At 72.3% G+C, this 23,046-nt stretch carries 24 protein-coding genes; 15 read left to right on the plus strand and 9 right to left on the minus strand.

Going from position 1 to position 23,046, the window contains the following annotated elements:
• Positions 1 to 30 precede the first annotated feature (30 nt).
• Entirely contained in the window at positions 31 to 1,191 is a 1,161-nt protein-coding gene (locus WDV06_RS12800; RefSeq protein ID WP_395509846.1) for a DUF2786 domain-containing protein, read from the plus strand.
• Here WDV06_RS12800 and tatA read toward each other — a convergent pair.
• The gene (gene tatA, locus WDV06_RS12805; RefSeq protein WP_395509811.1) at positions 1,188 to 1,361 is read right to left on the minus strand and encodes a Sec-independent protein translocase subunit TatA; all 174 of its coding nucleotides are present in this window, start codon (positions 1,359 to 1,361) and stop codon (positions 1,188 to 1,190) included. The genes WDV06_RS12800 and tatA overlap by 4 nt on opposite strands.
• A 134-nt stretch (positions 1,362 to 1,495) precedes the next feature.
• Here tatA and WDV06_RS12810 point away from each other — a divergent pair, with 134 nt between their 5' ends.
• Positions 1,496 to 3,544: an FUSC family protein gene (locus WDV06_RS12810; protein ID WP_395509812.1), complete on the plus strand. Its 2,049-nt coding sequence runs from the start codon at positions 1,496 to 1,498 to the stop codon at positions 3,542 to 3,544.
• Between the two features lie 107 nt (positions 3,545 to 3,651).
• Positions 3,652 to 3,897: a DUF397 domain-containing protein gene (locus WDV06_RS12815; protein ID WP_045946130.1), complete on the plus strand. Its 246-nt coding sequence runs from the start codon at positions 3,652 to 3,654 to the stop codon at positions 3,895 to 3,897.
• Between the two features lie 116 nt (positions 3,898 to 4,013).
• Here the strand turns inward: WDV06_RS12815 and WDV06_RS12820 are convergent, their stop codons facing one another.
• Positions 4,014 to 4,508 (minus strand): ATP-binding protein, encoded by a 495-nt coding sequence (locus tag WDV06_RS12820; RefSeq protein WP_395509813.1) that lies wholly within the window; start codon positions 4,506 to 4,508, stop codon positions 4,014 to 4,016.
• Positions 4,509 to 4,870: 362 nt separating this feature from the next.
• Here WDV06_RS12820 and WDV06_RS12825 point away from each other — a divergent pair, with 362 nt between their 5' ends.
• The 5 genes from WDV06_RS12825 to WDV06_RS12845 all read left to right on the plus strand — a co-directional run bounded on the left by WDV06_RS12825 (position 4,871) and on the right by WDV06_RS12845 (position 9,609).
• The gene (locus tag WDV06_RS12825; protein ID WP_395509814.1) at positions 4,871 to 5,749 is read left to right on the plus strand and encodes a helix-turn-helix domain-containing protein; all 879 of its coding nucleotides are present in this window, start codon (positions 4,871 to 4,873) and stop codon (positions 5,747 to 5,749) included.
• Positions 5,750 to 5,841: 92 nt separating this feature from the next.
• A complete protein-coding gene (locus WDV06_RS12830) occupies positions 5,842 to 7,299 on the plus strand; it encodes an aldehyde dehydrogenase family protein (RefSeq protein ID WP_395509815.1) in 1,458 nt (485 codons plus the stop codon).
• A 97-nt stretch (positions 7,300 to 7,396) separates the two neighbouring features.
• Complete coding sequence (locus tag WDV06_RS12835; RefSeq protein ID WP_395509816.1) at positions 7,397 to 7,909, plus strand: DinB family protein; 513 nt, start codon at positions 7,397 to 7,399, stop codon at positions 7,907 to 7,909.
• Positions 7,910 to 7,999: 90 nt separating this feature from the next.
• Positions 8,000 to 8,758, plus strand: coding sequence for a MerR family transcriptional regulator (locus WDV06_RS12840; protein WP_395509817.1), 759 nt, complete (start codon positions 8,000 to 8,002; stop codon positions 8,756 to 8,758).
• A 137-nt stretch (positions 8,759 to 8,895) separates the two neighbouring features.
• Complete coding sequence (locus tag WDV06_RS12845; RefSeq protein WP_395509818.1) at positions 8,896 to 9,609, plus strand: VTT domain-containing protein; 714 nt, start codon at positions 8,896 to 8,898, stop codon at positions 9,607 to 9,609.
• A gap of 111 nt (positions 9,610 to 9,720) precedes the next feature.
• On the opposite strand, the gene WDV06_RS12850 is transcribed toward WDV06_RS12845, so the two are convergent.
• Both WDV06_RS12850 and WDV06_RS12855 read right to left on the minus strand, forming a co-directional pair.
• Positions 9,721 to 11,361, minus strand: a complete 1,641-nt coding sequence (locus WDV06_RS12850; RefSeq protein ID WP_395509819.1) for a threonine/serine exporter family protein — start codon at positions 11,359 to 11,361, stop codon at positions 9,721 to 9,723.
• 178 nt (positions 11,362 to 11,539) lie between these two features.
• A complete protein-coding gene (locus WDV06_RS12855; protein WP_045946146.1) occupies positions 11,540 to 12,034 on the minus strand; it encodes an inorganic diphosphatase in 495 nt (164 codons plus the stop codon).
• A 134-nt stretch (positions 12,035 to 12,168) separates the two neighbouring features.
• On the opposite strand from WDV06_RS12855, the gene dacB reads away from it, so the two are divergent.
• The 7 genes from dacB to WDV06_RS12890 all read left to right on the plus strand — a co-directional run bounded on the left by dacB (position 12,169) and on the right by WDV06_RS12890 (position 20,022).
• Positions 12,169 to 13,611 carry a D-alanyl-D-alanine carboxypeptidase/D-alanyl-D-alanine endopeptidase gene (gene dacB, locus WDV06_RS12860; protein WP_395509820.1) on the plus strand — a complete coding sequence of 481 codons (1,443 nt, stop codon included), beginning with the start codon at positions 12,169 to 12,171 and terminating at the stop codon, positions 13,609 to 13,611.
• A gap of 112 nt (positions 13,612 to 13,723) precedes the next feature.
• Positions 13,724 to 14,869 carry a zinc-dependent metalloprotease gene (locus WDV06_RS12865; protein WP_395509821.1) on the plus strand — a complete coding sequence of 382 codons (1,146 nt, stop codon included), beginning with the start codon at positions 13,724 to 13,726 and terminating at the stop codon, positions 14,867 to 14,869.
• Positions 14,870 to 15,058: 189 nt separating this feature from the next.
• Positions 15,059 to 16,084, plus strand: coding sequence for a tRNA lysidine(34) synthetase TilS (gene tilS / locus WDV06_RS12870; RefSeq protein ID WP_395509822.1), 1,026 nt, complete (start codon positions 15,059 to 15,061; stop codon positions 16,082 to 16,084).
• Positions 16,085 to 16,150: 66 nt separating this feature from the next.
• On the plus strand, positions 16,151 to 16,711 hold the full coding sequence (gene hpt / locus WDV06_RS12875; RefSeq protein WP_007264874.1) for a hypoxanthine phosphoribosyltransferase: 561 nt from the start codon (positions 16,151 to 16,153) through the stop codon (positions 16,709 to 16,711).
• 193 nt (positions 16,712 to 16,904) lie between these two features.
• Positions 16,905 to 18,938, plus strand: a complete 2,034-nt coding sequence (ftsH, locus tag WDV06_RS12880) for an ATP-dependent zinc metalloprotease FtsH (RefSeq protein WP_395509823.1) — start codon at positions 16,905 to 16,907, stop codon at positions 18,936 to 18,938.
• 93 nt (positions 18,939 to 19,031) lie between these two features.
• Positions 19,032 to 19,640 carry a GTP cyclohydrolase I FolE gene (gene folE, locus WDV06_RS12885; RefSeq protein ID WP_045946141.1) on the plus strand — a complete coding sequence of 203 codons (609 nt, stop codon included), beginning with the start codon at positions 19,032 to 19,034 and terminating at the stop codon, positions 19,638 to 19,640.
• Between the two features lie 4 nt (positions 19,641 to 19,644).
• Entirely contained in the window at positions 19,645 to 20,022 is a 378-nt protein-coding gene (locus WDV06_RS12890; protein ID WP_395509824.1) for a hypothetical protein, read from the plus strand.
• Here the strand turns inward: WDV06_RS12890 and WDV06_RS12895 are convergent.
• From WDV06_RS12895 to folP, 5 genes are all read right to left on the minus strand, one after another.
• A complete protein-coding gene (locus WDV06_RS12895; protein WP_395509825.1) occupies positions 20,019 to 20,504 on the minus strand; it encodes a DUF3180 domain-containing protein in 486 nt (161 codons plus the stop codon). The genes WDV06_RS12890 and WDV06_RS12895 overlap by 4 nt on opposite strands.
• A gap of 51 nt (positions 20,505 to 20,555) precedes the next feature.
• Entirely contained in the window at positions 20,556 to 21,164 is a 609-nt protein-coding gene (gene folK / locus WDV06_RS12900; RefSeq protein WP_395509826.1) for a 2-amino-4-hydroxy-6-hydroxymethyldihydropteridine diphosphokinase, read from the minus strand.
• Positions 21,161 to 21,520, minus strand: a complete 360-nt coding sequence (gene folB, locus WDV06_RS12905; protein WP_351889687.1) for a dihydroneopterin aldolase — start codon at positions 21,518 to 21,520, stop codon at positions 21,161 to 21,163. Before folB ends, folK begins: the two co-directional genes overlap by 4 nt.
• A gap of 131 nt (positions 21,521 to 21,651) precedes the next feature.
• Entirely contained in the window at positions 21,652 to 22,095 is a 444-nt protein-coding gene (locus WDV06_RS12910) for a nuclear transport factor 2 family protein (protein ID WP_395509827.1), read from the minus strand.
• A 37-nt stretch (positions 22,096 to 22,132) separates the two neighbouring features.
• On the minus strand, positions 22,133 to 23,005 hold the full coding sequence (folP, locus tag WDV06_RS12915; protein ID WP_395509828.1) for a dihydropteroate synthase: 873 nt from the start codon (positions 23,003 to 23,005) through the stop codon (positions 22,133 to 22,135).
• Positions 23,006 to 23,046: the final 41 nt, after the last annotated feature.

Raw genomic sequence — 23,046 nt, forward strand, 5'->3', positions numbered from 1 at the left:
GGGCCGTGACACCCTGAGGCGGTGAGTGAGATCGCCGGCCTGGTCGACCGGGCTTTTGCCGCCGCCCTGTACACCCATGACGACGCGGGGCTCGACACCGGCGCCTCCGTGCTGGCCGCCGGGGCGTGGGGAGACGTCGGGCGGGAGCTGCTGCGGCGCGGGGAGGGGTTCCTGCGGCGGGCCTGGGAGCGGGGGTGGCGGCCCGCCGATGTGGAGCGGCTCGTGCGGCGGGACCTCGGGGAGGCGCACCAGCGGGTCCTCGGGGACCTGGTCGCCGCCGAGGCGCGGCGGTACGCACGGCTGCCCGACGGGTGGGGGGCCGGGGACGTGTGGTGGGCGTCGGACGAGGCGTACGCCGAGGCGCTCGCGCGGCGCGAGCGGGCCGACCGGTTCACCCTGGCCACCGCCGTCCTGGAGCTGTACCGGCTGCTGGTCCGGCTGCCGTCCGTCGAGCCGGTCGGGCCCGTCCCGGGGGATCCTGCGGGGGACCTCGCGGAGCACGCGCACATCGAGCCGCGGATGCTCGGGCGGATCCGGGCGCTGCTGGCCAAGGCCGAGGCGACCACCTACCCGGAGGAGGCCGAGGCGCTCAGCGCCAAGGCGCAGGAGCTCATGGCCCGGCACACCGTGGACGAGGCCCTGCTCGCGGTGCGCGGCGGCGGGCCGGCGCGGGTGCCCGGTGCCTGCCGGATCGGGGTGGAGCCCCCGTACGAGGAGGCCAAGGCGGTCCTGCTGGACGCGGTGGCCACCGCCAACCGCTGCCGGGCGGTGTGGAACAGCGCCTTCGGGTTCTCGACCGTGGTCGGCTTCGAGAGCGACCTGGAGGCGGTCGAGCTGCTGTTCACCTCGCTGCTGGTGCAGGGGACGGCCGCCATGACGCGGGCCGAGGCGGCGCAGCGGGCCGGGGGCCGCAAGCGGACCAAGACCTTCCGCCAGTCGTTCCTGCTCGCGTACGCCAGCCGGCTCGGCCGCAGGCTCGCCGAGACCGCCGAGCACACGGCCGCCGAGGCGCCCGATTACCTGCCCGCGCTGGTGGCCCGGGACGTGGCGGTCACCTCCCGGGCCGACGAGATGTTCCCGCGGACCACCACGACCCGGCTGCGCGGGGCCACCGACCACGCGGGCTGGGAGGACGGCACCGCCGCCGCCGACGCCGCCCACATGGGAGGCAGGCGGCCCTCGCTGCCCTAGGCCGTGTCCTGGGCGTTCTCCGAGCGCAGCGCGCGGGCCTCCGACTTCAGGATGCGGGCCGACTTGCCCAGGGAACGGGCCATGTCGGGCAGCTTCTTCGAACCGAACAGCATCAGGCAGACCACCAGGACGATGATCAGGTGCCAGGGCTCCAGGCCGTTGCGGAGCATGGGATACCTACATTCGGGTGAGGGGCGGAGGACAGGGACGCACCGATGATTCGGGGCCATCGAACAGCGCGGCAAGGGTCCCGTACAAGTCTGAAGAAATCCTGAAAACCCTCGGGGCGGTTAGGCTCGACGCCATGGGCTGGCTCCGCGCGCTGAGGGACACCGCGCGGGTGGCCGTGACCGTCGAGCGGCGTCGCCTGGAGCCGCTCGTCGCGCTGCGGGCCGCCGCCGGCCTGGCGGTCGTCATCGGGGCCGGGCTGGCCCTCCTCGGGCCGGGCGCGGCGGCGAGCTCCGCGTTCGGGGCCTTCATGGCCGCCGTGGCCACCTTCCAGCAGAGCTGGCGCCCGCGGCCCGTGCTGGCCCTCGCCGCCGGGCTGACCCTGGCCGTCTCCACCTTCCTCGGGTACCTGGTCGGCTCGGCCGAGCTCGGGCTGTTCCTGCCCATGCTGGCCCTCTGGTCCTTCGGGGCGGGGCTGCTGTGGGCCGCGGGGCCGACCGCCGGGATGATCGCGTCCGGCAACGTCGCGATCATGCTGGTCACCGTCACCCTGCCGACCTCCGTCCCGCAGGCCGCCGGGCACGCCGCGATGATCGCCGCCGGCGGGGTGGTCCAGGCCTTGCTGATCGTGCTCTTCCCGGTCCGCCGCTGGGGCGCCCAGCGCGACGCCCTGGCCGACGCGCTCGCCGCAGAGGCCGACTACGCCCGCCGGCTGCGCCACGACCCGGTCTGCGCCTTCGATCCGGGACCCCTGATGAAGGCCCGGGAGGCGGCCGCGGTCACCGCCCGGCAGGCCCGGCGGCGCCCCGCCGAGCTGCACGGGGCGCGGGGGCTCGCCGAGCGGATCAGGCCCGTGCTGGCCTCGCTCGCCGACCCCGCCGTCGGAGCCCCCGCCGAAGGGCCCGGGCGCGACCGGGTGCGGGCGCTGCTGGCCGCCGCCGGGAGCGTGCTGGACGCCGCCGCGCACGCGATCCGCCACGGGGGCCCCGTACGGCTGCCCGGACCGGCCCTGGAGGTGCTGAGGGCCCCCGACCCCTCGGAGGTGCTCCACGGGGCGCCGCTGCGGGCCGCGCGCAGGCTCGCCGCGCTGCTGGAGGACGTCCTGGAGACGGCCGAGCCGGGCACCGGGCGCCCCGCCGACCCCGGCGAGGTCCGGCTGCGGCCCACCGTGCCGGCCCTGGTGCCGCTGGTGCTGAAGGCCGTACGGGCCGAGCTGCGGCCGGACTCGCCCGTCCTGCGCCATGCCGTGCGGGTGACGGGGGCGGCCTGCGCCGGGTACCTGCTCGGACAGGCGCTGCCGTTCGGGCACGGCTACTGGGCGCCGATGACCTCGGTGATGGTGATGCGGCCCGACTTCACCCAGACCTGGTCCCGGGCCGTCGCCCGTTTCGCGGGGACGCTGGTGGGGGTGGGCGCGGCCACCGGCATCGTGCAGCTGGTCCGGCCGGGGACGTACCTGTCGGGGCTGCTGGCCGTGGTCAGCGCGGGGCTGATGTACGCGCTGATGCGCACCGGGTACGCCGTGACGCAGGTCTTCGTCTCCGCCTACGTCGTGTTCCTGCTCGGGATGGGGGGCGTCGGCTGGGACCAGACGGTTCCCGACCGGATCGCCCTCACCCTGGTGGGCGGGGTCGTCGCGATGCTCGCGTACGCCGTGTACCCGGCCTGGGAGACGCCGCGGCTGCGTACCCGGCTGGCCGACTGGCTCGCCGCCGACGGCCGCTACGCGGCCGCGGTGCTCGGGCCGTACGCCGATCCGGCCGGGGCCCGGAGGCAGGAGGTGCGGGAGGCCCTGCTGGCGGCCCGTGACGCCCGCGTCGCCTGGCAGGAGGCCCTCGCGCGGGCCGAGGGGGAGCCGGTGCGCCACCGGGGCCTGTCCCGGGCGGCCGCCGAAGGTGCCGGGGAGGCCGTGGCCGCGTTCGGCCGGGGCGCCATGCTGCTGGAGGCGCACCTCCCGGACCGGGCCCAGGCTCCCGCCCCGGGGGCGGCGGAGCTCGCGCGGGCGCTGGCCTCGGCGACGGCGGCGGGGGCGAGGGCGGTGCGGGAGCGCCGGGTTCCGGAATGGGAGGAGGTGCGCGCGCTGCTGGACGGGGGGAACCGCGTCCCGGCATCGGGCGTCGTACGCCAGGCGGCGGAGCGGCTCCTGGACTCGCTGGACGAGGTCTCGCGGGCCCTCCGCCCCTGACAGTGATCATTGCGGCACCGCGCGTGCACGTGCATCTGCCCATGCATGCGTGGGTGAACACAGCTATGATCCGGTGGAGTTGACATCTGCACTATCGGGGGCTTCCTGTGGACCACGCGTACAACGGGACGGCAGCTGCAGAACTCACTTCCTTGTATGAGCTGACCTGGCAGAAGAGCAGACACAGCAACTCGCAGGGATCCTGCGTGGAGTTCGCCAAACTGCCCGGCGGCGACGTCGCCATGCGCAACTCGCGCTTCCCCGACGGTCCGGCGCTCGTCTACACGCCGGCCGAGATAGAGGCGCTGCTGCTGGGCGTCAAGGACGGCGAGTTCGACCATCTGATCGGCTGAACGAACAGCGCACCCGGATCGGGCCATGCACGTGCACTGGCCGGGACTGATCGCAAGGATCAGGCCCGGCCAGTGGTGTGCCGTACGGGACGCGGTCGGCCCCGCGCGGCGCGCGGTCAGTCCTGGAGCAGGAACAGCGCCCAGACCACCTTGCCGGTGAGCCGGCCCGCCAGCGGGTGCCAGCCCCAGCTGTCGCTGTAGGAGTCCACCAGGAACAGCCCCCGCCCCGACTCCAGGTCGCAGTTCTCGTCCGTGCGCTCCGGCGCGAACGAGCCCCCCGGTCGGTCCTCGCTCGGGTCGCGCACCGCGCACACCAGCCGCGTGCTCCACCGCATCAGGTGCAGCCGTACCGCCGCCGGCTCCGGCTGCTCGCCGCCGCGGGGCCGGGCGTCGTCCGGGAGGGCGTGCCGCAGCGCGTTGGTGACGAGCTCGGAGACCACCAGGGCGACGTCGTCGAAGCGCTCGTCCAGGCCCCACTGGGACAAGGTCGATCTGGTGAAGGAGCGGGCGCCCCGCACCGCTTCGAAGCGGGCGGGCAGGGCGCAGGAGGCGGACCCGGAGACAGCCGTGGGATCGACCGGGGGCAGCCCCTGCCGTAACGGCTCGAGCATGACCGATCCAATCGTCCCCATGCGAGGCACTCCCGGGATTCGCGGACGAAGCGGTCGGCTCCGGCCAAAGAGAACTGCGGGGTGGGTCCGGCGCCGGCGCGAAGAGCACGCAGGTGCGCGGCACCATCGTTCCGAATGCCGAAGCCGTATGCAAGGGCAGATGCACGTGCACGCGCCGGACCTGTCCACTCCCGTGACGGTTCTTGCTCATTTCTTCCTACGCATACTTACGGACTTCTTTTCCGGGACGCCGGATTCCGTTACAGAACGAGTACGGGCCGATGCGTTTTGGTGGCAGACTGCGGGACCGGGGATACGGGGGCCCCGACGAGGCACGCGCACACCACGCGCACACCATTGCGATGGGGAGGGCAGTACTAGTGACCGCAGAAGCCAGCGGTTCTGTGGTGCGCCGCATCCTCCTGGGCTCACAGCTCAGGCGACTCCGAGAATCCCGCGGCATCACCCGTGAGGCGGCCGGCTACTCGATCCGCGCATCCGAATCGAAGATCAGCCGCTTGGAGTTGGGAAGGGTGAGCTTCAAGGCCAGGGACGTGGAAGACCTGCTGACCCTCTACGGGGTCACGGACGGCGCGGAGCGGGAGTCCCTCCTGGGGCTGGTCCGTGAGGCCAACGCGGCCGGCTGGTGGCACAGTTACGGCGACGTGCTCCCCGGGTGGTTCCAGACCTACATCGGCCTGGAGGGCGCGGCCTCCCTCATCCGCATCTACGAGGTCCAGTTCGTCCACGGCCTCCTCCAGACCGAGGCCTACGCCCAGGCCGTCGTCAAGCGCGGCATGCCGAACGCCTCCCCCGCCGAGATCGACCGCCGCGTCGCCCTGCGCCTGGAGCGCCAGAAGGTCCTCGTCTCGGAGAACGCGCCCGTCTTCCACGCCGTCCTCGACGAGGCCGCGCTGCGCCGCCCCTACGGCGACCGCGACGTGATGCGCGGCCAGCTGGAACACCTGATCGAGATCAGCCAGCGGCCCAACGTGCAGCTCCAGGTGATGCCCTTCTCCTTCGGCGGACACGCCGGTGAGAGCGGCGCCTTCACCCTGCTGCGCTTCCCCGAGTCCGACCTCCAGGACATCGTCTATCTGGAACAGCTCACCAGTGCGCTCTACCTGGACAAGGAAGAGGAAGTGGGGCAGTACGCACGGGCGATGGAGCGGCTCCAGGCCGACTGCCCCGACCCCGACCAGACCCGCGACCTCCTGCGCGGACTGCTCCAACTGTCTTGAACCGCACGTACTATGACGTCTGATCAGTGCTCTATAAAGAACGATCGGTCTCCGGTGCAGCGCAGGGGTGCGCGCTCGCAGTAAGGGATGGCATGTCCATATTCACCGACCTGGCTCACCAGTACATAGACGGCGAATGGCTGGCCGGCACCGGTTCGTGGGACATCATCGACGTCAATCCCTACAACGGGGAGAAGCTCGCGGCCGTCACCGTGGCCACGGTCGAGCAGGTGGACCGCGCCTACCGCGCGGCCGAGCGGGCGCAGCGCGACTGGGCCGCCGCCAGCCCCTACACCAGACGGACCGTCCTGGAGCGCGCCCTGCGGATCACCGAGGAGCGCCAGAAGGAGATCGTCGAGGTCATGATCGACGAGCTCGGCGGGACGCGTCCCAAGGCCGAGTACGAGGTCCACCTCGCGCTGGAGTTCCTGCGGGAGGCGATCCGGCTGGCCGTCCGCCCCGAGGGCCGCATCCTGCCCTCGCCGGTCACGGGCAAGGAGAACCGCGTCCAGCGGCTGCCCGTCGGCGTCGTCGCCGTGATCAGCCCCTTCAACTTCCCGCTCCTGGTGACCCTGAAGTCGGTCGCCCCGGCGCTGGCGCTCGGCAACGCCGTGGTCATCAAGCCCAACCAGAACGCCCCGGTCTCCGGCGGCGGCATCATCGCCAAGATCTTCGAGGACGCGGGGCTGCCGGCCGGCCTGCTGAACGTGCTGGTCACCGACATCGCCGAGATCGGCGACGCGATCCTCACCCACCCCGTCCCCAAGGTGATCTCCTTCGCCGGCTCCGACCGCACCGGACGGCACGTGGGCGCGGTGGCCGCCCGCCACTTCAAGCGGACCGTGCTGGAGCTGAGCGGCAACAGCGCCCTGGTGGTCCTCGACGACGCCGACGTCGACTACGCGGTGGACGCCGCCGTCTTCAGCCGCTTCGTCTTCCAGGGCCAGGTCTGCATGGCCGCCAACCGCATCCTCGTCGACGCCTCCGTGGCCGAGGAGTTCACCGAGAAGTTCACCGCCCGGGTCCGTGCCCTGAAGACCGGCGACCCGCGCGAGGCCGACACGCACATCGGCCCGCTGATCAACTCCTTCCAGGCCGACGCCCTGACCGCCCTCGTGGACCGCGCCGTCGAGTCCGGAGCCACGGCCCTCGTCCGGGGCTCCACGCGCGGCAACCTGGTGGAGCCGACCGTCCTGGCCGGCCTCCCCGAGGACTCGCCGCTGCTGGGCCAGGAGATCTTCGGCCCCGTCGCCCTGCTGGTGGTCTTCGACGGGGAGGAGGAGGCGGTGCGCCTGGCCAACGCCACCCCGTACGGGCTCAGCGGCGCGGTGCACACCCGTGACGTCGAGCGCGGGGTCCGCTTCGCACGGCGCGTCGAGACCGGGATGATCCACGTCAACGACTCCACCATCGGCGACGAGCCGCTGACCGCGTTCGGCGGGGAGAAGGCCTCGGGCCTGGGCCGGCTGGGCGGGGAGGCCACCGTGGAGGCCTTCACCACCCAGAAGTGGATCTCCATCCAGCACGGCCGGACGACTTTTCCGTTCTAGGGGCCGATCAAGGACAGAAGCTGACCGCAAGCGTTCGTAACGTGGTGGCTGTCGGCGGGGAACACCCCGCACACCACCACGGCAAAGGCGGTCGGTCATGGCACACCCCACCCAGGAAGTCGCGGGAGACGAGCGCGGCACCCTCCTGCTCTTCGTCGAGGACCAGCGCGAGGCGCTGCGCCGCGCGGCGGCCGGGCTGACGCCCGAGCAGACCGCGAGCCGGCCCACCGCGAGCGAGCTGTCCCTGGCCGGGCTGATCAAGCACGTGGCCGAGGTCGAGCTGAACTGGCTGCGCATGGCGCAGCAGAAGCCGAACGAGCACCGGCGCGCGCCCGAGGACTGGCACGAGGGCTTCCGGCTGGGCGAGGGGGAGACCCTGGAGTCCGCCCTCGCGTTCTGGGACACGGTCAAGGACCAGACGACCGGGTTCGTCGAGTCGCTCCCGAGCCTGGACGACGAGTTCCCGCTGCCGCCGGCGCCCTGGTTCCCCAAGGACGCCACGGTCTCGATGCGCTGGATGCTGCTGCACCTGATCCGCGAGTTCGCCCGGCACGCGGGCCACGCGGACATCATCCGCGAGACCCTGGACGGCACCAAGGCGATGGGCTGATCCCGCCTCCCCCCGGAAGACGGGCTTGCACCTCACGCGGCGTGAGGAACCACAGTGGAGGGCGTACCCAACCGAAGGAGCGGAAGAGCGATGGGCTACTCCGTGGGCCAGGTCGCCGGTTTCGCCGGAGTGACGGTGCGGACCCTGCACCACTACGACGAGATCGGCCTGCTCTGCCCGAGCGGCCGCAGCGGCGCGGGCCACCGGCGTTACGACGACGCCGATCTGGACCGGCTGCAGCGGATCCTGTTCTACCGGGAGCTCGGCTTCCCGCTCGACGAGGTCGCGGTCCTGCTGGACGACCCGGAATCGGACCCGAGGGAGCACCTGCGCCGGCAGCACGCCCTCCTGACCGACCGGATCGCCCGGCTCCAGCAGATGGCCAAGGCCGTGGAGCACGCCATGGAGGCGAAGAAGATGGGCATCAACCTCACGCCCGAGGAGAGGTTCGAGGTGTTCGGGGACAAGGACCCGGAGCAGTACGCGGAGGAGGCCGAGCGCCGCTGGGGCGGCACCGAGGCCTACGCCGAATCGCAGCGCCGGGCGGCCGCCTACACCAAGGCCGACTGGCAGCGGATCCAGGAGGAGGTCACCGACTGGGGCGCCCGGTACGCGGCCCTGGTGGCGGCCGGGGAGCCCGCCGACGGCGAGGCGGCCATGGACATGGCCGAGGAACACCGGCGGCACATCTGCGACCGCTACTACGAGTGCGGGTACGAGATGCACGTCTGCCTCGGCGAGATGTACGTCTCCGACGAGCGGTTCAAGGCCTTCTACGACGGCATGGGCCCGGGCGTGGCCGAGCACCTGCGGGACTCGATCACCGCCAACGCCGTCCGCAAGGCGTAGCGGACATTCCACCGCCTACCGCCCCCTCCGGTCCCTGGAACCCGGTGGGGGCGGTGTGCGTTCATAATTGAGACCGCCTGCATCGTCGCGTCCCCCACCGCAGACGTCCCCCTGCTGATCCAGGAGAGCCCGGAAACGTGGAACCCCTCTACACGCTTGCCCTCGCCCCCGCGTGGCTGTCCCCGGACTACCTGATCGGGAAGTTCGGCCTGATCGGCATCCTGGTCATCGTCTTCGCGGAGTCGGGCCTCTTCGCCTTCCTGCCCGGGGACTCCCTGCTGTTCACCGCGGGCCTGTTCACCGCCAGCGGCAGCATCAGCCAGCCGCTGTGGCTCGTCTGCACGCTGATCGCGGCCTCCGCGATCCTCGGTGACCAGGTGGGCTACCTGATCGGCAAGTTCTTCGGTCCGAAGCTGTTCAACCGGCCGAACAGCAAGGTCTTCAAGCGGGAGAACCTGGACGCCGCGCACGACTTCATGGAGAAGCACGGCCCCAAGGCGATCGTGCTCGCCCGCTTCGTGCCCATCATCCGCACCTTCGCCCCGATGGTCGCGGGCGCCGGCGCGATGAAGTACCGGGTCTTCCTCACGTACAACGTCATCGGCGGTGTCGCGTGGGGCGCGGGCGTCACCGTCCTCGGCTACCAGCTCGGCCGGTTCGAGTTCATCAAGACCAACATCGAGGCGATCTTCATCGTCATCGTGCTGATCTCGGTGATCCCCGTGATCTTCGAGGTGCTGAAGGCCCGCAAGGCCAAGAAGGCCGCCGCCTCCGCCCCGGCGCAGCCCGGGTACCCGATGGAGGAGCCGCCGTCGGCCCCCGGCCAGCGCGGCCGCCACGCCAAGCGCTGACGTACGGGCGCGCAGGCGCCCCCGCAAGCCGCCACGAGCCCCGTGTGCCCCGGAGACGCCCGTCTCCGGGGCACACGCGTGTCCGGGGGTCCCTCGCGCCCCGGAGGGGGCTCAGAAGCCGCGGGTGCGCTTCGCCGCGGCCCGGCGCTTGGCGGCGCTGCGCGCACCGGGGATCCGCATGAACAGCCGCGAGCTCTCGGAGCCCAGGTTCACCCCGATCGCGATCGCAAGCGCGATGGCCGCGGCGCTGGTGAGCGAGGCGAGCCCCCTGTCCAGCCGGTTCTCGGCGATCGACAGCAGCCCGAAGTACGTCGCCGAGCCCGGCAGCAGCGGGCCGATGGCCGCCGTCACGTACGGCAGCGCCGACGCGAACCGGTACCGGGAGAAGAGCTGCCCGAACAGGCCGACCAGCCCGGCCGCGACCGCCGTCGACGGGACCGGCGGCAGGTCGGCGGCCCGCAGGGCGCCGAAGGTGACCCAGGCGACCCCGCCGTTCAGGGTCACGATCCACACCGTGGAGCGCTCCTGCTGGAGCAGGATCGCGAACGTGAACACCAGCACCATCGAGGCGAACGTCTGGAGAACCGGCCGGTGCGGGATCTGGAGGACCTCGTCGGGGTTGGGCGCGGCGCCGAACTGGAGGCCCACGTAGATCACGACGAGCACGCCGATGATGATGCCGATGAAGAGGTACATGACCTCCAGGAGCCGGGCCGAGGCGGTGATGTAGAAGCCGGTCAGGCCGTCCTGCACGGCCGCGACCAGGGCCCGTCCGGGCAGCAGGGCGAACAGGCCGCCGGTGATCACGGCGGAGGCGCGGACGTCGAACTCGGCGAGCTTCAGGGCCACCCCGATCGCGGCCGGCGGCATCGCCGCGACCACGAACTGGTAGAACTCCGGCAACCCGCGGTCGGCGAAGTACCAGGCCAGCCGGTCGCCGAGGATGGCTCCGAGGGCGGCGCAGAAGAACACCGTCACCCCGCCGCCGACCAGGACGGAGGCGGCCCCCGCGAGCAGTCCGGCGGCGGCGGTGAGCACCCAGGTGGGGTAGGGGTGGCGGTTGCGGCGGATCACGGCGAGGCGGCGGTAGGCCTCCTCCAGGGAGATCTCCACGTCGGGCGCGCTGATGTCGTCCACCAGCCGGAAGACGGCGGCGAGGCGGGTGTAGTCGGTGCCGCGGCGGCGCACGGTGCGGCTCGCGGAGACCGGGTTGCCGACCAGGGAGGGCTGGTGGGTGATCGACAGCAGGGTGAAGGTGACGGTGGGCTCGGCGCGGTCGAGGCCGTAGGAGCGGGCCACGGCGAACATCGCCGCCTCCACGTCCTCCGCGCCCTCGCCGCCCGCGAGGAGCAGCTCGCCGATGCGCAGGGTGAGGTCCAGGACGCGGCCCACGGCCGGGCCGGACTCGGTCTGCCGCTGCGCCGCCTCGGGCACCGGGCGGACGTCCACCGGCATGCGCAGCATCGTGCGCATCCGGTCCTGCCAGGGGGAGGAGGCGGGGAACGACGGGGCGGGGGGCGGGGTGTAGGCGGGCGGGGAGTGCTGGGCGCTGTAGGTGGCCGGTGCCGCGAAGGCGGAGCCCTCGGAGCCGGCGGGGGCGGTCGCGAGGCCCTCCGGGAGCGCGAACTCGGAGGTGGCCTGGTCCTCGTCCGGGACCTCCGGCTCCATGCCGGGCGGCGGGGTGAAGGCGCTGTGCGCCTCGTCGGACTTCGGCTTCCGGTCCTCGGGACCGGGCCCTTCGGCCTCCGTCACGCATCCTCCCACCCTTGATCAACGGCGGTATCAGTATGCGGAATCGTTTCCTCCAAGGCGAAAGAAGCCACGGAGGGGCCACGGACGGGGTCGCGGGGCTGCCGGGAAGCGAAGAGGCGGGCGGCGCCCCCGGCGTGGGGATGCCGCCCGCCCTCCTTCAGCGGTTACCGAGCGGAGCTCAGTGGTGGCCGCCCTGGGCCTCCAGGCGCTTGAACGAGGCCTCGATCTCGGCCTCGGCCTCGGCGCGGCCCACCCAGTTGGCGCCCTCGACCGACTTGCCCGGCTCCAGGTCCTTGTAGACCTCGAAGAAGTGCTGGATCTCCAGGCGGTCGAACTCCGAGATGTGGTGGATGTCGCGCAGGTGCTCGACCCGCGGGTCCGAGGCCGGGACGCACAGCAGCTTGGCGTCGCCGCCCGCCTCGTCGGTCATGTTGAACATGCCGATCGCGCGGCACTTGATCAGGCAGCCCGGGAAGGTGGGCTCGTCCAGGATGACCAGCGCGTCCAGCGGGTCGCCGTCCTCGCCGAGGGTGTTCTCGACGAAGCCGTAGTCCGTCGGGTAGCTGGTCGAGGTGAAGAGGCGACGGTCCAGACGGATCCGGCCGGTCTCGTGGTCCACCTCGTACTTGTTCCGCGAACCCTTGGGGATCTCGATGGTGACGTCGAACTCCACGTCCTGCTCCTCCATGATCAGCTCCGGCCCGGTGCCGAAGCTTGACTGCTCCGAGTGATAGCGCGTCCGGCCCATCCCTGGGGTGGGGTGCCATGCTCGCGGCAAGACGCAGTGGTTAAGTGTCCCTCACGCATATGTGTGATCGCGAAAGGGGCTGGTCCGAGGTGCCATTGGTCAAGACGTGGCAGCTCATCGCGGGGTCGGCCGTCGCCGGCCTCGCCCTGTCGGCGGTGGCCGTCGCCTCCGCCGGTCCGTGGGACTCCGGCCAGCGTAAGGCCGAGCGGGACCGGGCCGCCTCCTGGAGCCGGACGGGTGGCGCAGATCACGCGGCCGGATCCCTCCCGCAGGCCGCGCCGAGCGCGCCCGGGGTGCTCCAGGGCATCGCCCCGCGCTCCGCCGACGCGCCCTCCGCCGCCCTCGCGGGGGTGCTCGGACCGCTGCTCGCCGACTCCGCCCTCGGGACCGTGCGCGGCGCCGCCGTGGTCGACGCCGGCACGGGCCGGGTGCTGTACGAGTCCGGGGCCGGCGACCCCATGACCCCCGCCTCCACCGTCAAGATCGCCACCGCCGGCGCCGCGCTGGCCGCCCTCGGCCCCGAACACCGCATCCGCACCACCGTGACCCCCGGGGCCGGCCCCGGGCAGATCGTCCTGGTCGGCGGCGGCGACCCCTCCCTCACGGCCAAGAAGAAGAGCCCGGCCGGCTCCGGCGGCAGCCTCGTGGCCCTCGCCGCGGACACCGCCCAGGCCCTCAAGGCCGCCGGCACCGACACCGTCGCCCTCGGCTACGACGACACGCTCTACTCGGGCCCCGTGCGCCACCCCATCGGCCGCAACGACAACCTCGCCCCCGTCACCGCCCTCACCGCCGACGAGGGCCGCCCCGACGACTCCACCGCCGGGCCCGTCGCACGCACCGAGGACCCCTCGGGGGACACCGCCCGCGCCTTCGCCGGCCTGCTGCGCGACCGGGGCATCAAGGTGACCGGCGACCCCGCCCCCGCCAAGGCCGCCCCCGACGCCCACCCGCTCGCCACCACCCTCTCCACCCCCCTCGCCGGCCTCGTCGAGCGGATGCTCACCAACAGCGACAACGACATCGCCGAGGCCCTCGCCCGCCAGACCGCCCTCGCCACCGGCAAGCCCGCCAGCTTCGAGGGCGCCGAGCAGGCCGTCACCCAGCGGCTCGGCTCGCTCGGCGTCGACCTCGCCGGCGCCCGCTTCGCCGACGGCAGCGGCCTCAACCGGGCCGACAAGGTCAGCGCCCGCCTCCTGACGGGCCTGCTCGCCAAGGCCGCCGACCCCGCCCACCCGGAACTGCGGCCCGTCCTCACCGGACTGCCCGTCGCCGGCTTCACCGGCACCCTGCGCACCCGCAACGCCGGCACCTCCCCGGCCGCCGGTCTGCTCCGGGCCAAGACGGGCACCCTGACCGGCGTGAACTCCCTCGCCGGCACCGTCGTCGACCCGTCCGGGCGGCTCCTGGCCTTCGCCTTCCTGACCGCCAACGCCGCCGACGGCTCCGCCGCCGAGAAGGGCCTGGACAAACTGGCCGCCGCCGTCGCCTCCACCTCCTGACCGGCCAGGCCCCCCGCCGCCCCGAGCCCGGGGCCGCCCCGAGCGGCGACAGGGCCCCGGCGACAGGCGCCGAGGGGCTCCGCAGCGGCGCGGGTCCACGTACCGTTGACGCATGACGAGCATCGGTGGTGCGGAGATGGTCGACTGGAACCTCGCGGTGGCGACCGCGATCCGGCTCGTGCGGCCGGGTCCGGAGGTCAGCCGCGACGAGGCCCGGGCCGTGGTGGCGGAGCTCCGCCGGCACGCCAGGACCTCCGAGGAGCACGTGCGCGGGTTCACCGGGATGATGCCCGAGGGAACCACCCTCCCCGACACCCCCGTCCTCGTCGTCGACCGGGCCGGCTGGGTCCGGGCCAACGTCGCCGGCTTCCGCGAACTGCTCGGCCCGCTGCTGGCCAAGATGCAGGACCGCCGCGGCGGCGCCCCCGGCGGCGCCGTCCTCGGGGCCGTCGGCGGCAAGGTCACCGGCGTCGAGCTGGGCATGCTGCTGAGCTTCCTGGCCTCCCGCGTCCTCGGCCAGTACGAGACCTTCGCGCCCGTCGGCGCCGACCTGCCCGGCAACCCCGCCACCGGCGGGCGGCTGCTGCTCGTCGCACCCAACATCGTCCACGTCGAACGCGAGCTGGAGGTCAGCCCGCACGACTTCCGGCTCTGGGTCTGCCTGCACGAGGAGACCCACCGCACCCAGTTCACCGCCGTCCCCTGGCTGCGCGCCCACCTGGAGGGCGAGATCCAGGCCTTCCTCGGCGCCACCGAGATGGAGCCCGGAGCCCTGCTGGAGCGGCTGCGCGAGGCGGTCCAGTCCTTCGCCGGAGCCCGCCCCGACGGCGAGCGCGGCGAGGAGGCCCACTCCTTCGTCGAACTCGTCCAGACCCCCGTCCAGCGCGAGGTGCTCGGCCGGCTCACCGCCGTCATGTCCCTGCTGGAGGGCCACGCCGATTTCGTCATGGACGGGGTCGGCCCGGAGGTCGTGCCCTCCGTCGCCGAGATCCGCGAGAAGTTCCAGCAGCGCCGTGCCAGCGGCGCCGGCCGCCTGGACGCCGCCCTGCGCAAGCTGCTGGGCCTCGACGCCAAACTGCGCCAGTACCGCGACGGCGAACGCTTCGTGCGCGCCGTCGTCGGCGAGGTCGGGATGGACGGCTTCAACCGCGTGTGGACCTCCCCGAACACCCTGCCGACCAAATCGGAGATCGCCAGGCCCGCGGACTGGGTGGCGCGCGTCCACCGCAGGGGGAGCGCGCGGCGCGAAGAAGGGTGACTCCGGAGGCGTAAACGTGTCCCACTGGGGGAAGCAGCATCACCCTTCCGAGGGACCGTGAGCCGTGGAAGGGCGTGCGATGCTCGGGGAACGGCTCACTTCTGTCACCATCGACGCACTCTGAGTGACCACCCCGCGCGCAACACCCCGAAGCCTCCGAGCATCCGAACTCCACGAAGGGCACCGGACATGGGTCCCCATCCTGCGGTCGCGGCGATACGCCTGGCGGTCCGCCGCGTACTCCACGACGTCCTCACCGACCTGAGCGGCCCCACGGGCCGCGCGGCCGGCACCCCGCCGCTCGTCCTCGTCGCCTGCTCCGGCGGCGCCGACTCCATGGCGCTCGCCTCCGCCCTCGCCTTCGAAGCCCCCAAGCTCGGCATCCGGGCCGGCGGCATCACCATCGACCACGGCCTCCAGGCCGGCTCCGACCTGCGCGCCGCCGAGGTCGTCAGCCGCATGACCGCGCTCCGCCTCGACCCGGTGGAGTCCGTCGCCGTGCGCGTCGGCCGCGACGGCGGACCCGAGGCCGCCGCCCGTGACGCCCGCTACTCCGCCCTCGACGAGGCCGCCGACCGGCTCGGCGCCGCCGCCGTGCTGCTCGGCCACACCCGCGACGACCAGGCGGAAACCGTCCTGCTGGGCCTCGCCCGGGGCTCCGGCATCCGCTCGCTCTCCGGCATGGCCGAGGTCTCCGGCGGCCCCGGCCGCACCCGGCGCTACCGGCGCCCCTTCCTCCACATCGACCGGCAGACCGCCCGCAAGGCCTGCATGGTCCAGTCCCTCCCCGTCTGGGACGACCCGCACAACATCGACCCCGCCTACACCCGCTCCCGGCTGCGCCACGAGGGACTGCCCGCCCTGGAGAAGGCGCTCGGCAAGGGGGTCGTGGAGGCGCTCGCCCGTACCGCCCAGCTCTCCCGGGACGACGCCGACGCCCTGGACGCCTGGGCCGCCGACGCGGAGGCCGGCGTACGCGACGAGGACGGCCGCCTGGAGTGCGCCAAGCTGTACGCCCTGCCCCCCGCCGTGCGCCGCCGGGTGCTGCGCCGGGCCGTGGTCGCGGCGGGCTCACCCGCGGGTTCCCTCTTCGCCCGCCACATCGAGGAAGTCGACCGGCTCATCACCGGATGGCGCGGCCAGGGGGCCATCAACCTGCCCGGCCGCGTCGAGGCCCAGCGGCAGGGTGGCAGACTTGTCATCCGGCAGGGCTGATTGGTGCTGAAGCACGGCTGAGTCCTCCGGGGACGCCCTCCGGAGCCCCGGCCGACAACGAAAGTGATGCGGGTGGACGAGAAGGACATGGGCAACGACCTCCAGTCGGTGCTCATCACCAAGGAAGAGATCGACGCGAAGCTGGCCGAGCTGGCCGCGAAGATCGACGCGGAGTACGCGGGCAAGGACCTGCTCATCGTCGGCGTGCTCAAGGGCGCCGTGATGGTGATGGCGGACCTGGCGCGCGCCTTGTCCACCCCGCTCACCATGGACTGGATGGCGGTGTCCTCCTACGGCGCCGGGACCCAGTCCTCGGGCGTGGTGCGGATCCTCAAGGACCTGGACACCGACATCAAGGACAAGCACGTCCTGATCGTCGAGGACATCATCGACTCCGGCCTGACCCTGTCCTGGCTGCTGTCGAACCTGGGCTCCCGCCAGCCGGCCTCCCTCAAGGTCGTCACGCTGCTGCGCAAGCCCGAGGCTGCCAAGGTCGCCATCGACGTCGAGTGGGTCGGCTTCGACATCCCCAACGAGTTCGTCGTCGGCTACGGCCTCGACTACGCGGAGAAGTACCGCAACCTGCCGTTCGTCGGGACGCTCGCCCCGCACGTGTACGGCGGCTGAACCCCCGACGTCACCGCGATCGCCCCCGGGGGAACCCGGGGGCGATTCCCGCCGTTGGAGGAGAAGGCGGGTCTGTCAGCCGTCCCACGGGGCGGCGGGTGACAATACAGGGGTACATTCCGAAGAACAGTCTTTACTCACAGCAGCATTTACCTACGGGCAGGAGGGACGGGGTGCCCGGCACCCCGTATGGATGGACGTGAAGCGATACTTCCGTGGGCCGGTCATGTGGATCGTGCTGGCCGTCCTCGCCGTGGTCGTGTTGATGAACGTCGTCGGCTCCGGCGGCGGCTACAAGTCGGTGGAGACCAGCGAGGTCATCAAGGCGATCAACAGTGGCCAGGTCGACAGCGCCAAGCTGACCACCGGCGACAGCCAGATGATCAAGATCGAGCTGAAGAAGGGCCAGAAGCTCGGCAACAACAGCGGCACCAAGTTCCAGGCCAACTACATCGGGGACCAGGGCGTCCAGCTCGCCCAGAACCTCCAGACCAAGTACGAAGCCGGTCAGATCCCGGACGGCTACTCCGTCACGCCGGACAAGACCAGCCCGTTCCTGAGCGTGCTGCTCTCGCTCCTGCCCTTCGTCCTCATCGTCGTCGTCTTCCTGTTCCTGATGAACCAGATGCAGGGCGGCGGCTCCCGGGTCATGAACTTCGGCAAGTCCAAGGCCAAGCTCATCACCAAGGACACCCCGAAGACGACGTTCGCCGACGTCGCGGGCTCGGACGAGGCCGTCGAGGAACTCCACGAGATCAAGGAGTTCCTCCAGGAGCCGGCGAAGTTCCAGGCCGTCGGCGCCAAGATCCCCAAGGGTGTGCTGCTCTACGGCCCGCCCGGCACCGGCAAGACCCTGCTCGCGCGCGCCGTCGCGGGCGAGGCCGGCGTCCCCTTCTACTCGATCTCCGGTTCCGACTTCGTCGAGATGTTCGTCGGCGTCGGCGCCTCGCGCGTCCGCGACCTGTTCGAGCAGGCCAAGGCGAACGCCCCGGCGATCGTCTTCGTCGACGAGATCGACGCCGTCGGCCGGCACCGCGGCGCGGGCCTCGGCGGCGGCCACGACGAGCGCGAGCAGACCCTCAACCAGCTGCTCGTCGAGATGGACGGCTTCGACGTGAAGGGCGGCGTCATCCTGATCGCCGCCACGAACCGGCCCGACATCCTCGACCCGGCGCTGCTGCGCCCGGGCCGCTTCGACCGCCAGATCGCGGTCGACCGCCCGGACATGCAGGGCCGTCTGGAGATCCTCAAGGTCCACCAGAAGGGCAAGCCGGTCGCACCGGACGTCGACCTCTCGGCCGTCGCCCGCCGCACCCCCGGCTTCACGGGTGCCGATCTGTCCAACGTCCTGAACGAGGCCGCGCTCCTCACGGCCCGCTCGGACAAGAAGCTGATCGACAACCACATGCTGGACGAGGCGATCGACCGCGTCGTGGCGGGCCCGCAGAAGCGGACCCGGATCATGTCGGACAAGGAAAAGAAGATCACCGCGTACCACGAGGGCGGACACGCCCTGGTCGCGGCGGCCTCCCCGAACTCCGACCCGGTCCACAAGATCACGATCCTGTCCCGAGGCCGGGCCCTGGGCTACACCATGGTCCTGCCCGACGAGGACAAGTACTCGACCACGCGCAACGAGATGCTCGACCAGCTCGCCTACATGCTGGGCGGCCGCGCGGCGGAGGAACTGGTCTTCCACGACCCGACCACCGGCGCCGCGAACGACATCGAGAAGGCCACGGCGACGGCCCGCGCGATGGTCACCCAATACGGCATGACCGAGCGCCTCGGCGCGATCAAGTTCGGCGGTGACAACACCGAGCCGTTCCTGGGCCGCGAGATGTCGCACCCGCGGGACTACTCGGAAGAGGTCGCGGCGCTGGTCGACGAAGAGGTCAAGAAGCTCATCGAGACCGCGCACAACGAGGCCTGGGAGATCCTGGTCGAGAACCGGGACGTCCTGGACAACCTCGTCCTCGCGCTCCTGGAGAAGGAGACGCTGGGCAAGGAGGAGATCGCCGAGATCTTCTCCACGATCGTGAAGCGCCCGGCCCGCCCGGCGTGGACCGGCTCGGCCCGCCGCACCCCCTCCACCCGTCCGCCGGTGCTCTCGCCCAAGGAGCTCCAGCTGACGAACGCCGCCAACGGCACCTCGGCCTCGGCCCAGTCGGCCGTGTCGGTGGAGAAGGCCCCGGAGACCTCCCCGGAGGACCGTCCGGAGGCCTGACCAGGTCCGGAATGAATGCCGCGCCCCCCAGGTTCTAGCCTGGGGGGCGCGGCACATTTGTACGCCGTCCGTGCACACAGGAACGAGGAAGAGATGACCGACCCAGTGACCCTGACCGGTGACGAGGGCACGATCGGCGAGTTCGACGAGAAGCGCGCCGAGGCGGCCGTCCGCGAGCTCCTGATCGCGGTCGGCGAGGACCCGGACCGCGAAGGCCTCCTGGAGACCCCGGCGCGGGTGGCGCGGGCGTACAAGGAGATATTCGCCGGCCTGTACCAGAAGCCCGAGGACGTCCTGACGACGACGTTCGACCTCGGTCACGACGAGATGGTCCTGGTGAAGGACATCGAGGTCATGAGCTCCTGTGAGCACCACCTGGTCCCCTTCCACGGCGTGGCCCACGTCGGCTACATCCCGTCCGCCGACGGCAAGATCACCGGTCTGTCGAAGCTGGCCCGTCTGGTCGACGTCTTCGCCCGCCGCCCCCAGGTGCAGGAGCGGCTGACCACGCAGATCGCCGACTCCCTGATGGAGATCCTCGACCCGCGCGGCTGCATCGTGGTCATCGAGTGCGAGCACATGTGCATGACGATGCGCGGCGTGCGCAAGCCGGGCGCGAAGACCATCACCTCGGCGGTCCGCGGCCAGCTCCGCGACCCCGCGACCCGCAACGAGGCCATGAGCCTGATCATGGCGCGCTGACCCGGTGGCCGAGCCGGCCGTCTGGGAGCCGCTGAGCGAGGACGTCCGCCGGACGCTGGAACTGCTGCTCGACGGGGACGGCGGGGACCTCCAGGTCTACCGGGCCCAGATCCCGTACGCCCGGATGACGGCCGGCTGCACCTGCGGGTGCCCCAGTGTGGATCTCAGGGTCACGCAGGACGTGCCGGCCGCCCCCGTGGCGCCCGGCGGCAGCCCGGTGGTGGCGAGCCGGGACATCGCGACTCCGCAGGGGGCCTACGTCGGGGAGGCGATGCTCTTCGTCTGGGGCGGGCTGATCGCCTCGTTGGAGGTCTGCCACTGGGAGGACCTGGGCCCGCTGGTCCCGCCCCTGTGGCGGCGCCTGGGCCCCGACAGGCCCTAGGCCGCCGCCTGGGCCTTGTGGGGGTCCTCGTCGTCCGGGAGTTTCAGGACGTGTTCCAGGAAGAGGGCGGCCGCGATGACCGCGGCGCCCGCCAGGACCGAGCCGCCCGCGTACCAGGTCTGGTCGCGGCGGGCCGGGACGTCCAGGGAGTCGGTCAGGAGGAAGACGCCGACACCGCCGTACATGCCGGCGACCAGGGCCGCCACCAGGGCGCTGGCCTGGCCGAAGACCACCGCGCGGGCCGCCATCAGCGGCTCCACGCCCTTGGCCCCCGGGCGGCGCTCGCGCTGCGCCTTCAGGCGGGCGCGCAGCGACAGGGCCGTGGCGAACAGGACCACGGCGATGACCGCCAGCACGATCGGCGCGGCCAGGGGGACGCCCGGCAGGGTGCCGTAGGCGTTCCACAGGCGGGCGCCGGCCCAGGACAGCACCCCGGCGATCACGAAGATGCCCGCCAGGACCGCCGGCCTCAGTTGCTTCACGTTGCCCGTCCCCTGTTCCGTGCGGTGTCGGCTACCTGAACACGCTAACGGCTATTCCGGGAGACGGAGTTCCAGGTCGTCCCGCGCCGTGACCCCGCTCATGCCGATCGCCGCCAGCAGGCCGGCGACGGGGCCGCGGCCGGGGAGCTGGGCCGCGGGGTCGATGTCGTTCCAGGGGGCCAGCACGAAGGCGCGCAGGTGGGCCCGCGGGTGCGGGAGGGTGAGGAGGGGGTCGTCGGAGGCCACGTCGGCGTACGCGACGATGTCCACGTCGATCGTGCGCGGTCCCCAGCGCTCCTCGCGGACCCGGTCGAAGGCCTCCTCGACGGCGTGCGCCCGCTCCAGGAGCGAGGACGGCGGCAGGGTGGTTTTCAGGGCGATGACCGCGTTCAGGTACGAGGGCTGCGTGCCCGGCTCGACGCCCCACGGCTCGGTCTCGTAGACCGGGGAGACGGCCTTGACCCGCAGGCCGGGGGTGTCGCCGAGGGCGTCGATGGCGCCCTGGAGGGTCTCCAGCCGGTTGCCGAGGTTCGCGCCGAGCGCGATCACGGCCCATTTGGGGTTGGAGAGGGTGACGTCGGCCGCGTCGACCGCCTCGACGACGGACGCGGGGACGGGCTGGACGGTGGGGTCGCTCTGGGCGTTCCGGCCGTTGTTCACACGCGGCTCCGGGTGATCGTGACGGTCACGTCGTCGAAGGGGACGGTGATCGGCGCGTCCGGCTTGTGGACCACGACCTCCACCTGGGCCACGGCCTCGTGCTTGAGGCACTGCTGGGCGATCCGCTCGGCGAGGGTCTCGATCAGGTCCACGGGCTCGCCCTGGACGACGTCGACGACCTCCTCGGCCACGACCCCGTAGTGCACGGTCTTGGCCAGGTCGTCCCCGGCCGCCGCCGGCCGGGTGTCCAGGTGCAGCACGAGGTCGACGATGAAGGTCTGGCCTTCCTCGCGTTCCCGGGGGAAGACGCCGTGGTGCCCGCGAGCCTTGAGGCCGCGCAGCGCGACACGATCCACGCGAATCACTCCTGCTTTCGTAGGTGCTTCCGGTCCCGGGACTCCCCGGGTCCTTGGGCCTGCGCCGAGTGCGGTCGGCGTCGTCCACCTTCGAATTTACCTGCGATAAACCTTCGTCCCCGCCCTTGGGGTCAGTCGGAGGCCTCTTCTTCCTCGTCATCGGAGTCCGTGAGCACCGGAGAACCGTGGTGGGACCAGAGCCGCCAGCCCTCCGGTGTGCGTCGGAACACATTCGTGGCGACCACCAGCTGGCCGACGAGCGGGCCGAGTTCCCCGGCCTCCTCGGCGGGGCCGCCGCTGAGGATGTTCTCGGTGCAGGTGACCAGGGCGGTGTCGCCTATCAGGGCCACCTTGGTGTCGGTGAGGAAGAACTGGATGTACTCGGTGTGCGACATGATCAGCGCGTACGAGCGCAGCACCTCGCCCCGCCCGGAGAGCACCGGCCAGCCGGGGTGGACGCAGGAGATCTCGTCGTCGAGCCAGAGCGCCGACAGTGCGTCGAAGTCCCCCCGCTCCATGGCCTCGTAGAAGGCCGCGTTGACCTCTTCGACGGCTTCGATGTCGGTACGGCTCACCGTTCCCCTTCCCTGTGCGTCCGGTCGGTCCGGCGGGTCACAGAGCCCCTTCCACGGCGCGGGCCACCCGAACCGCGTCGGCGGTCGGCCGTACCTCGTGGACCCGGACGGCCCAGGCGCCCTGGTGGGCGGCGATGGCCGAGACGGCGGCCGTGGCGGCGTCCCGCTCGCGGGCGGGCGGCGGGGCGGCGTCGGATCCGCCGGCCAGGACCCGGCCGAGGAAGCGCTTGCGGGAGGCGGCGACCAGGAGGGGGAAGCCGAGGGCGCGCAGCTCGGGGAGGCGGGCGACGAGGGCCAGGTCGTGCTCGGCGTTCTTGGCGAAGCCGAGGCCGGGGTCGACGACGATCCGCTCGGGGGCGATGCCGCCGGAGACGACGGCGTCGATGCGGGCGCGGAGCTCGGCGGTGACCTCGCCGAGGACGTCGTGGTAGACGGCGAGGCTGTTCATGGTGTCGCTGAACCCGCGCCAGTGCATGACGACGAAGGGGACGTCGGTGGCGGCGACGGCGGGGATCATGCGGGGATCGGCGAGGCCGCCGCTGACGTCGTTGACGAGGCGGGCGCCGGCGGCGACGGCCTGTTCGGCGACGCTCGCGCGCATGGTGTCGACGGAGACGACGACGCCTTCGGAGGCCAGGCCCCGGACGACGGGGACGACCCGGCGCAGTTCCTCGTCGGCGTCGACGCGGGTGGCGCCGGGGCGGGTGGACTCGCCGCCGACGTCCACCAGGTCGGCGCCCTGGGCGACGAGGTCGAGGCCGCGCTTGACGGCGGCGGTGGTGTCGAACCAGCGGCCGCCGTCGGAGAAGGAGTCGGGGGTGACGTTGACGACGCCCATGACCGCGCAGCGGTCCCAGTCGGGGAGCCCGGCCACCAGGCCCCGGGGTGCGGGCCCGCGGTTCGTGTTCATGGAGTCCAGGGTAGATCCCGGACGGCGGAACGCCCCCGGGC

It is taken from the genome of Streptomyces racemochromogenes (genome assembly GCF_044129415.1).
In the GTDB taxonomy this organism is placed as follows: Bacteria; Actinomycetota; Actinomycetes; order Streptomycetales; family Streptomycetaceae; genus Streptomyces; species Streptomyces racemochromogenes_A.

What these genes read in the sequence shown, in the direction of transcription:
- WDV06_RS12820 (WP_395509813.1), bottom strand. Translation starts at nt 4,508, where the DNA reads ATGCTCGAGCCGTTACGGCAGGGGCTGCCCCCGGTCGATCCCACGGCT.
- folE (WP_045946141.1), top strand. Translation starts at nt 19,032, where the DNA reads ATGACCGACCCAGTGACCCTGACCGGTGACGAGGGCACGATCGGCGAG.
- WDV06_RS12840 (WP_395509817.1), top strand. Translation starts at nt 8,000, where the DNA reads ATGGGCTACTCCGTGGGCCAGGTCGCCGGTTTCGCCGGAGTGACGGTG.
- ftsH (WP_395509823.1), top strand. Translation starts at nt 16,905, where the DNA reads ATGGACGTGAAGCGATACTTCCGTGGGCCGGTCATGTGGATCGTGCTG.
- WDV06_RS12830 (WP_395509815.1), top strand. Translation starts at nt 5,842, where the DNA reads ATGTCCATATTCACCGACCTGGCTCACCAGTACATAGACGGCGAATGG.
- tatA (WP_395509811.1), bottom strand. Translation starts at nt 1,361, where the DNA reads ATGCTCCGCAACGGCCTGGAGCCCTGGCACCTGATCATCGTCCTGGTG.
- tilS (WP_395509822.1), top strand. Translation starts at nt 15,059, where the DNA reads ATGGGTCCCCATCCTGCGGTCGCGGCGATACGCCTGGCGGTCCGCCGC.
- WDV06_RS12865 (WP_395509821.1), top strand. Translation starts at nt 13,724, where the DNA reads ATGACGAGCATCGGTGGTGCGGAGATGGTCGACTGGAACCTCGCGGTG.
- WDV06_RS12825 (WP_395509814.1), top strand. Translation starts at nt 4,871, where the DNA reads ATGGGGAGGGCAGTACTAGTGACCGCAGAAGCCAGCGGTTCTGTGGTG.
- folP (WP_395509828.1), bottom strand. Translation starts at nt 23,005, where the DNA reads ATGAACACGAACCGCGGGCCCGCACCCCGGGGCCTGGTGGCCGGGCTC.
- WDV06_RS12810 (WP_395509812.1), top strand. Translation starts at nt 1,496, where the DNA reads ATGGGCTGGCTCCGCGCGCTGAGGGACACCGCGCGGGTGGCCGTGACC.
- hpt (WP_007264874.1), top strand. Translation starts at nt 16,151, where the DNA reads ATGCGGGTGGACGAGAAGGACATGGGCAACGACCTCCAGTCGGTGCTC.
- WDV06_RS12835 (WP_395509816.1), top strand. Translation starts at nt 7,397, where the DNA reads ATGGCACACCCCACCCAGGAAGTCGCGGGAGACGAGCGCGGCACCCTC.
- dacB (WP_395509820.1), top strand. Translation starts at nt 12,169, where the DNA reads ATGTGTGATCGCGAAAGGGGCTGGTCCGAGGTGCCATTGGTCAAGACG.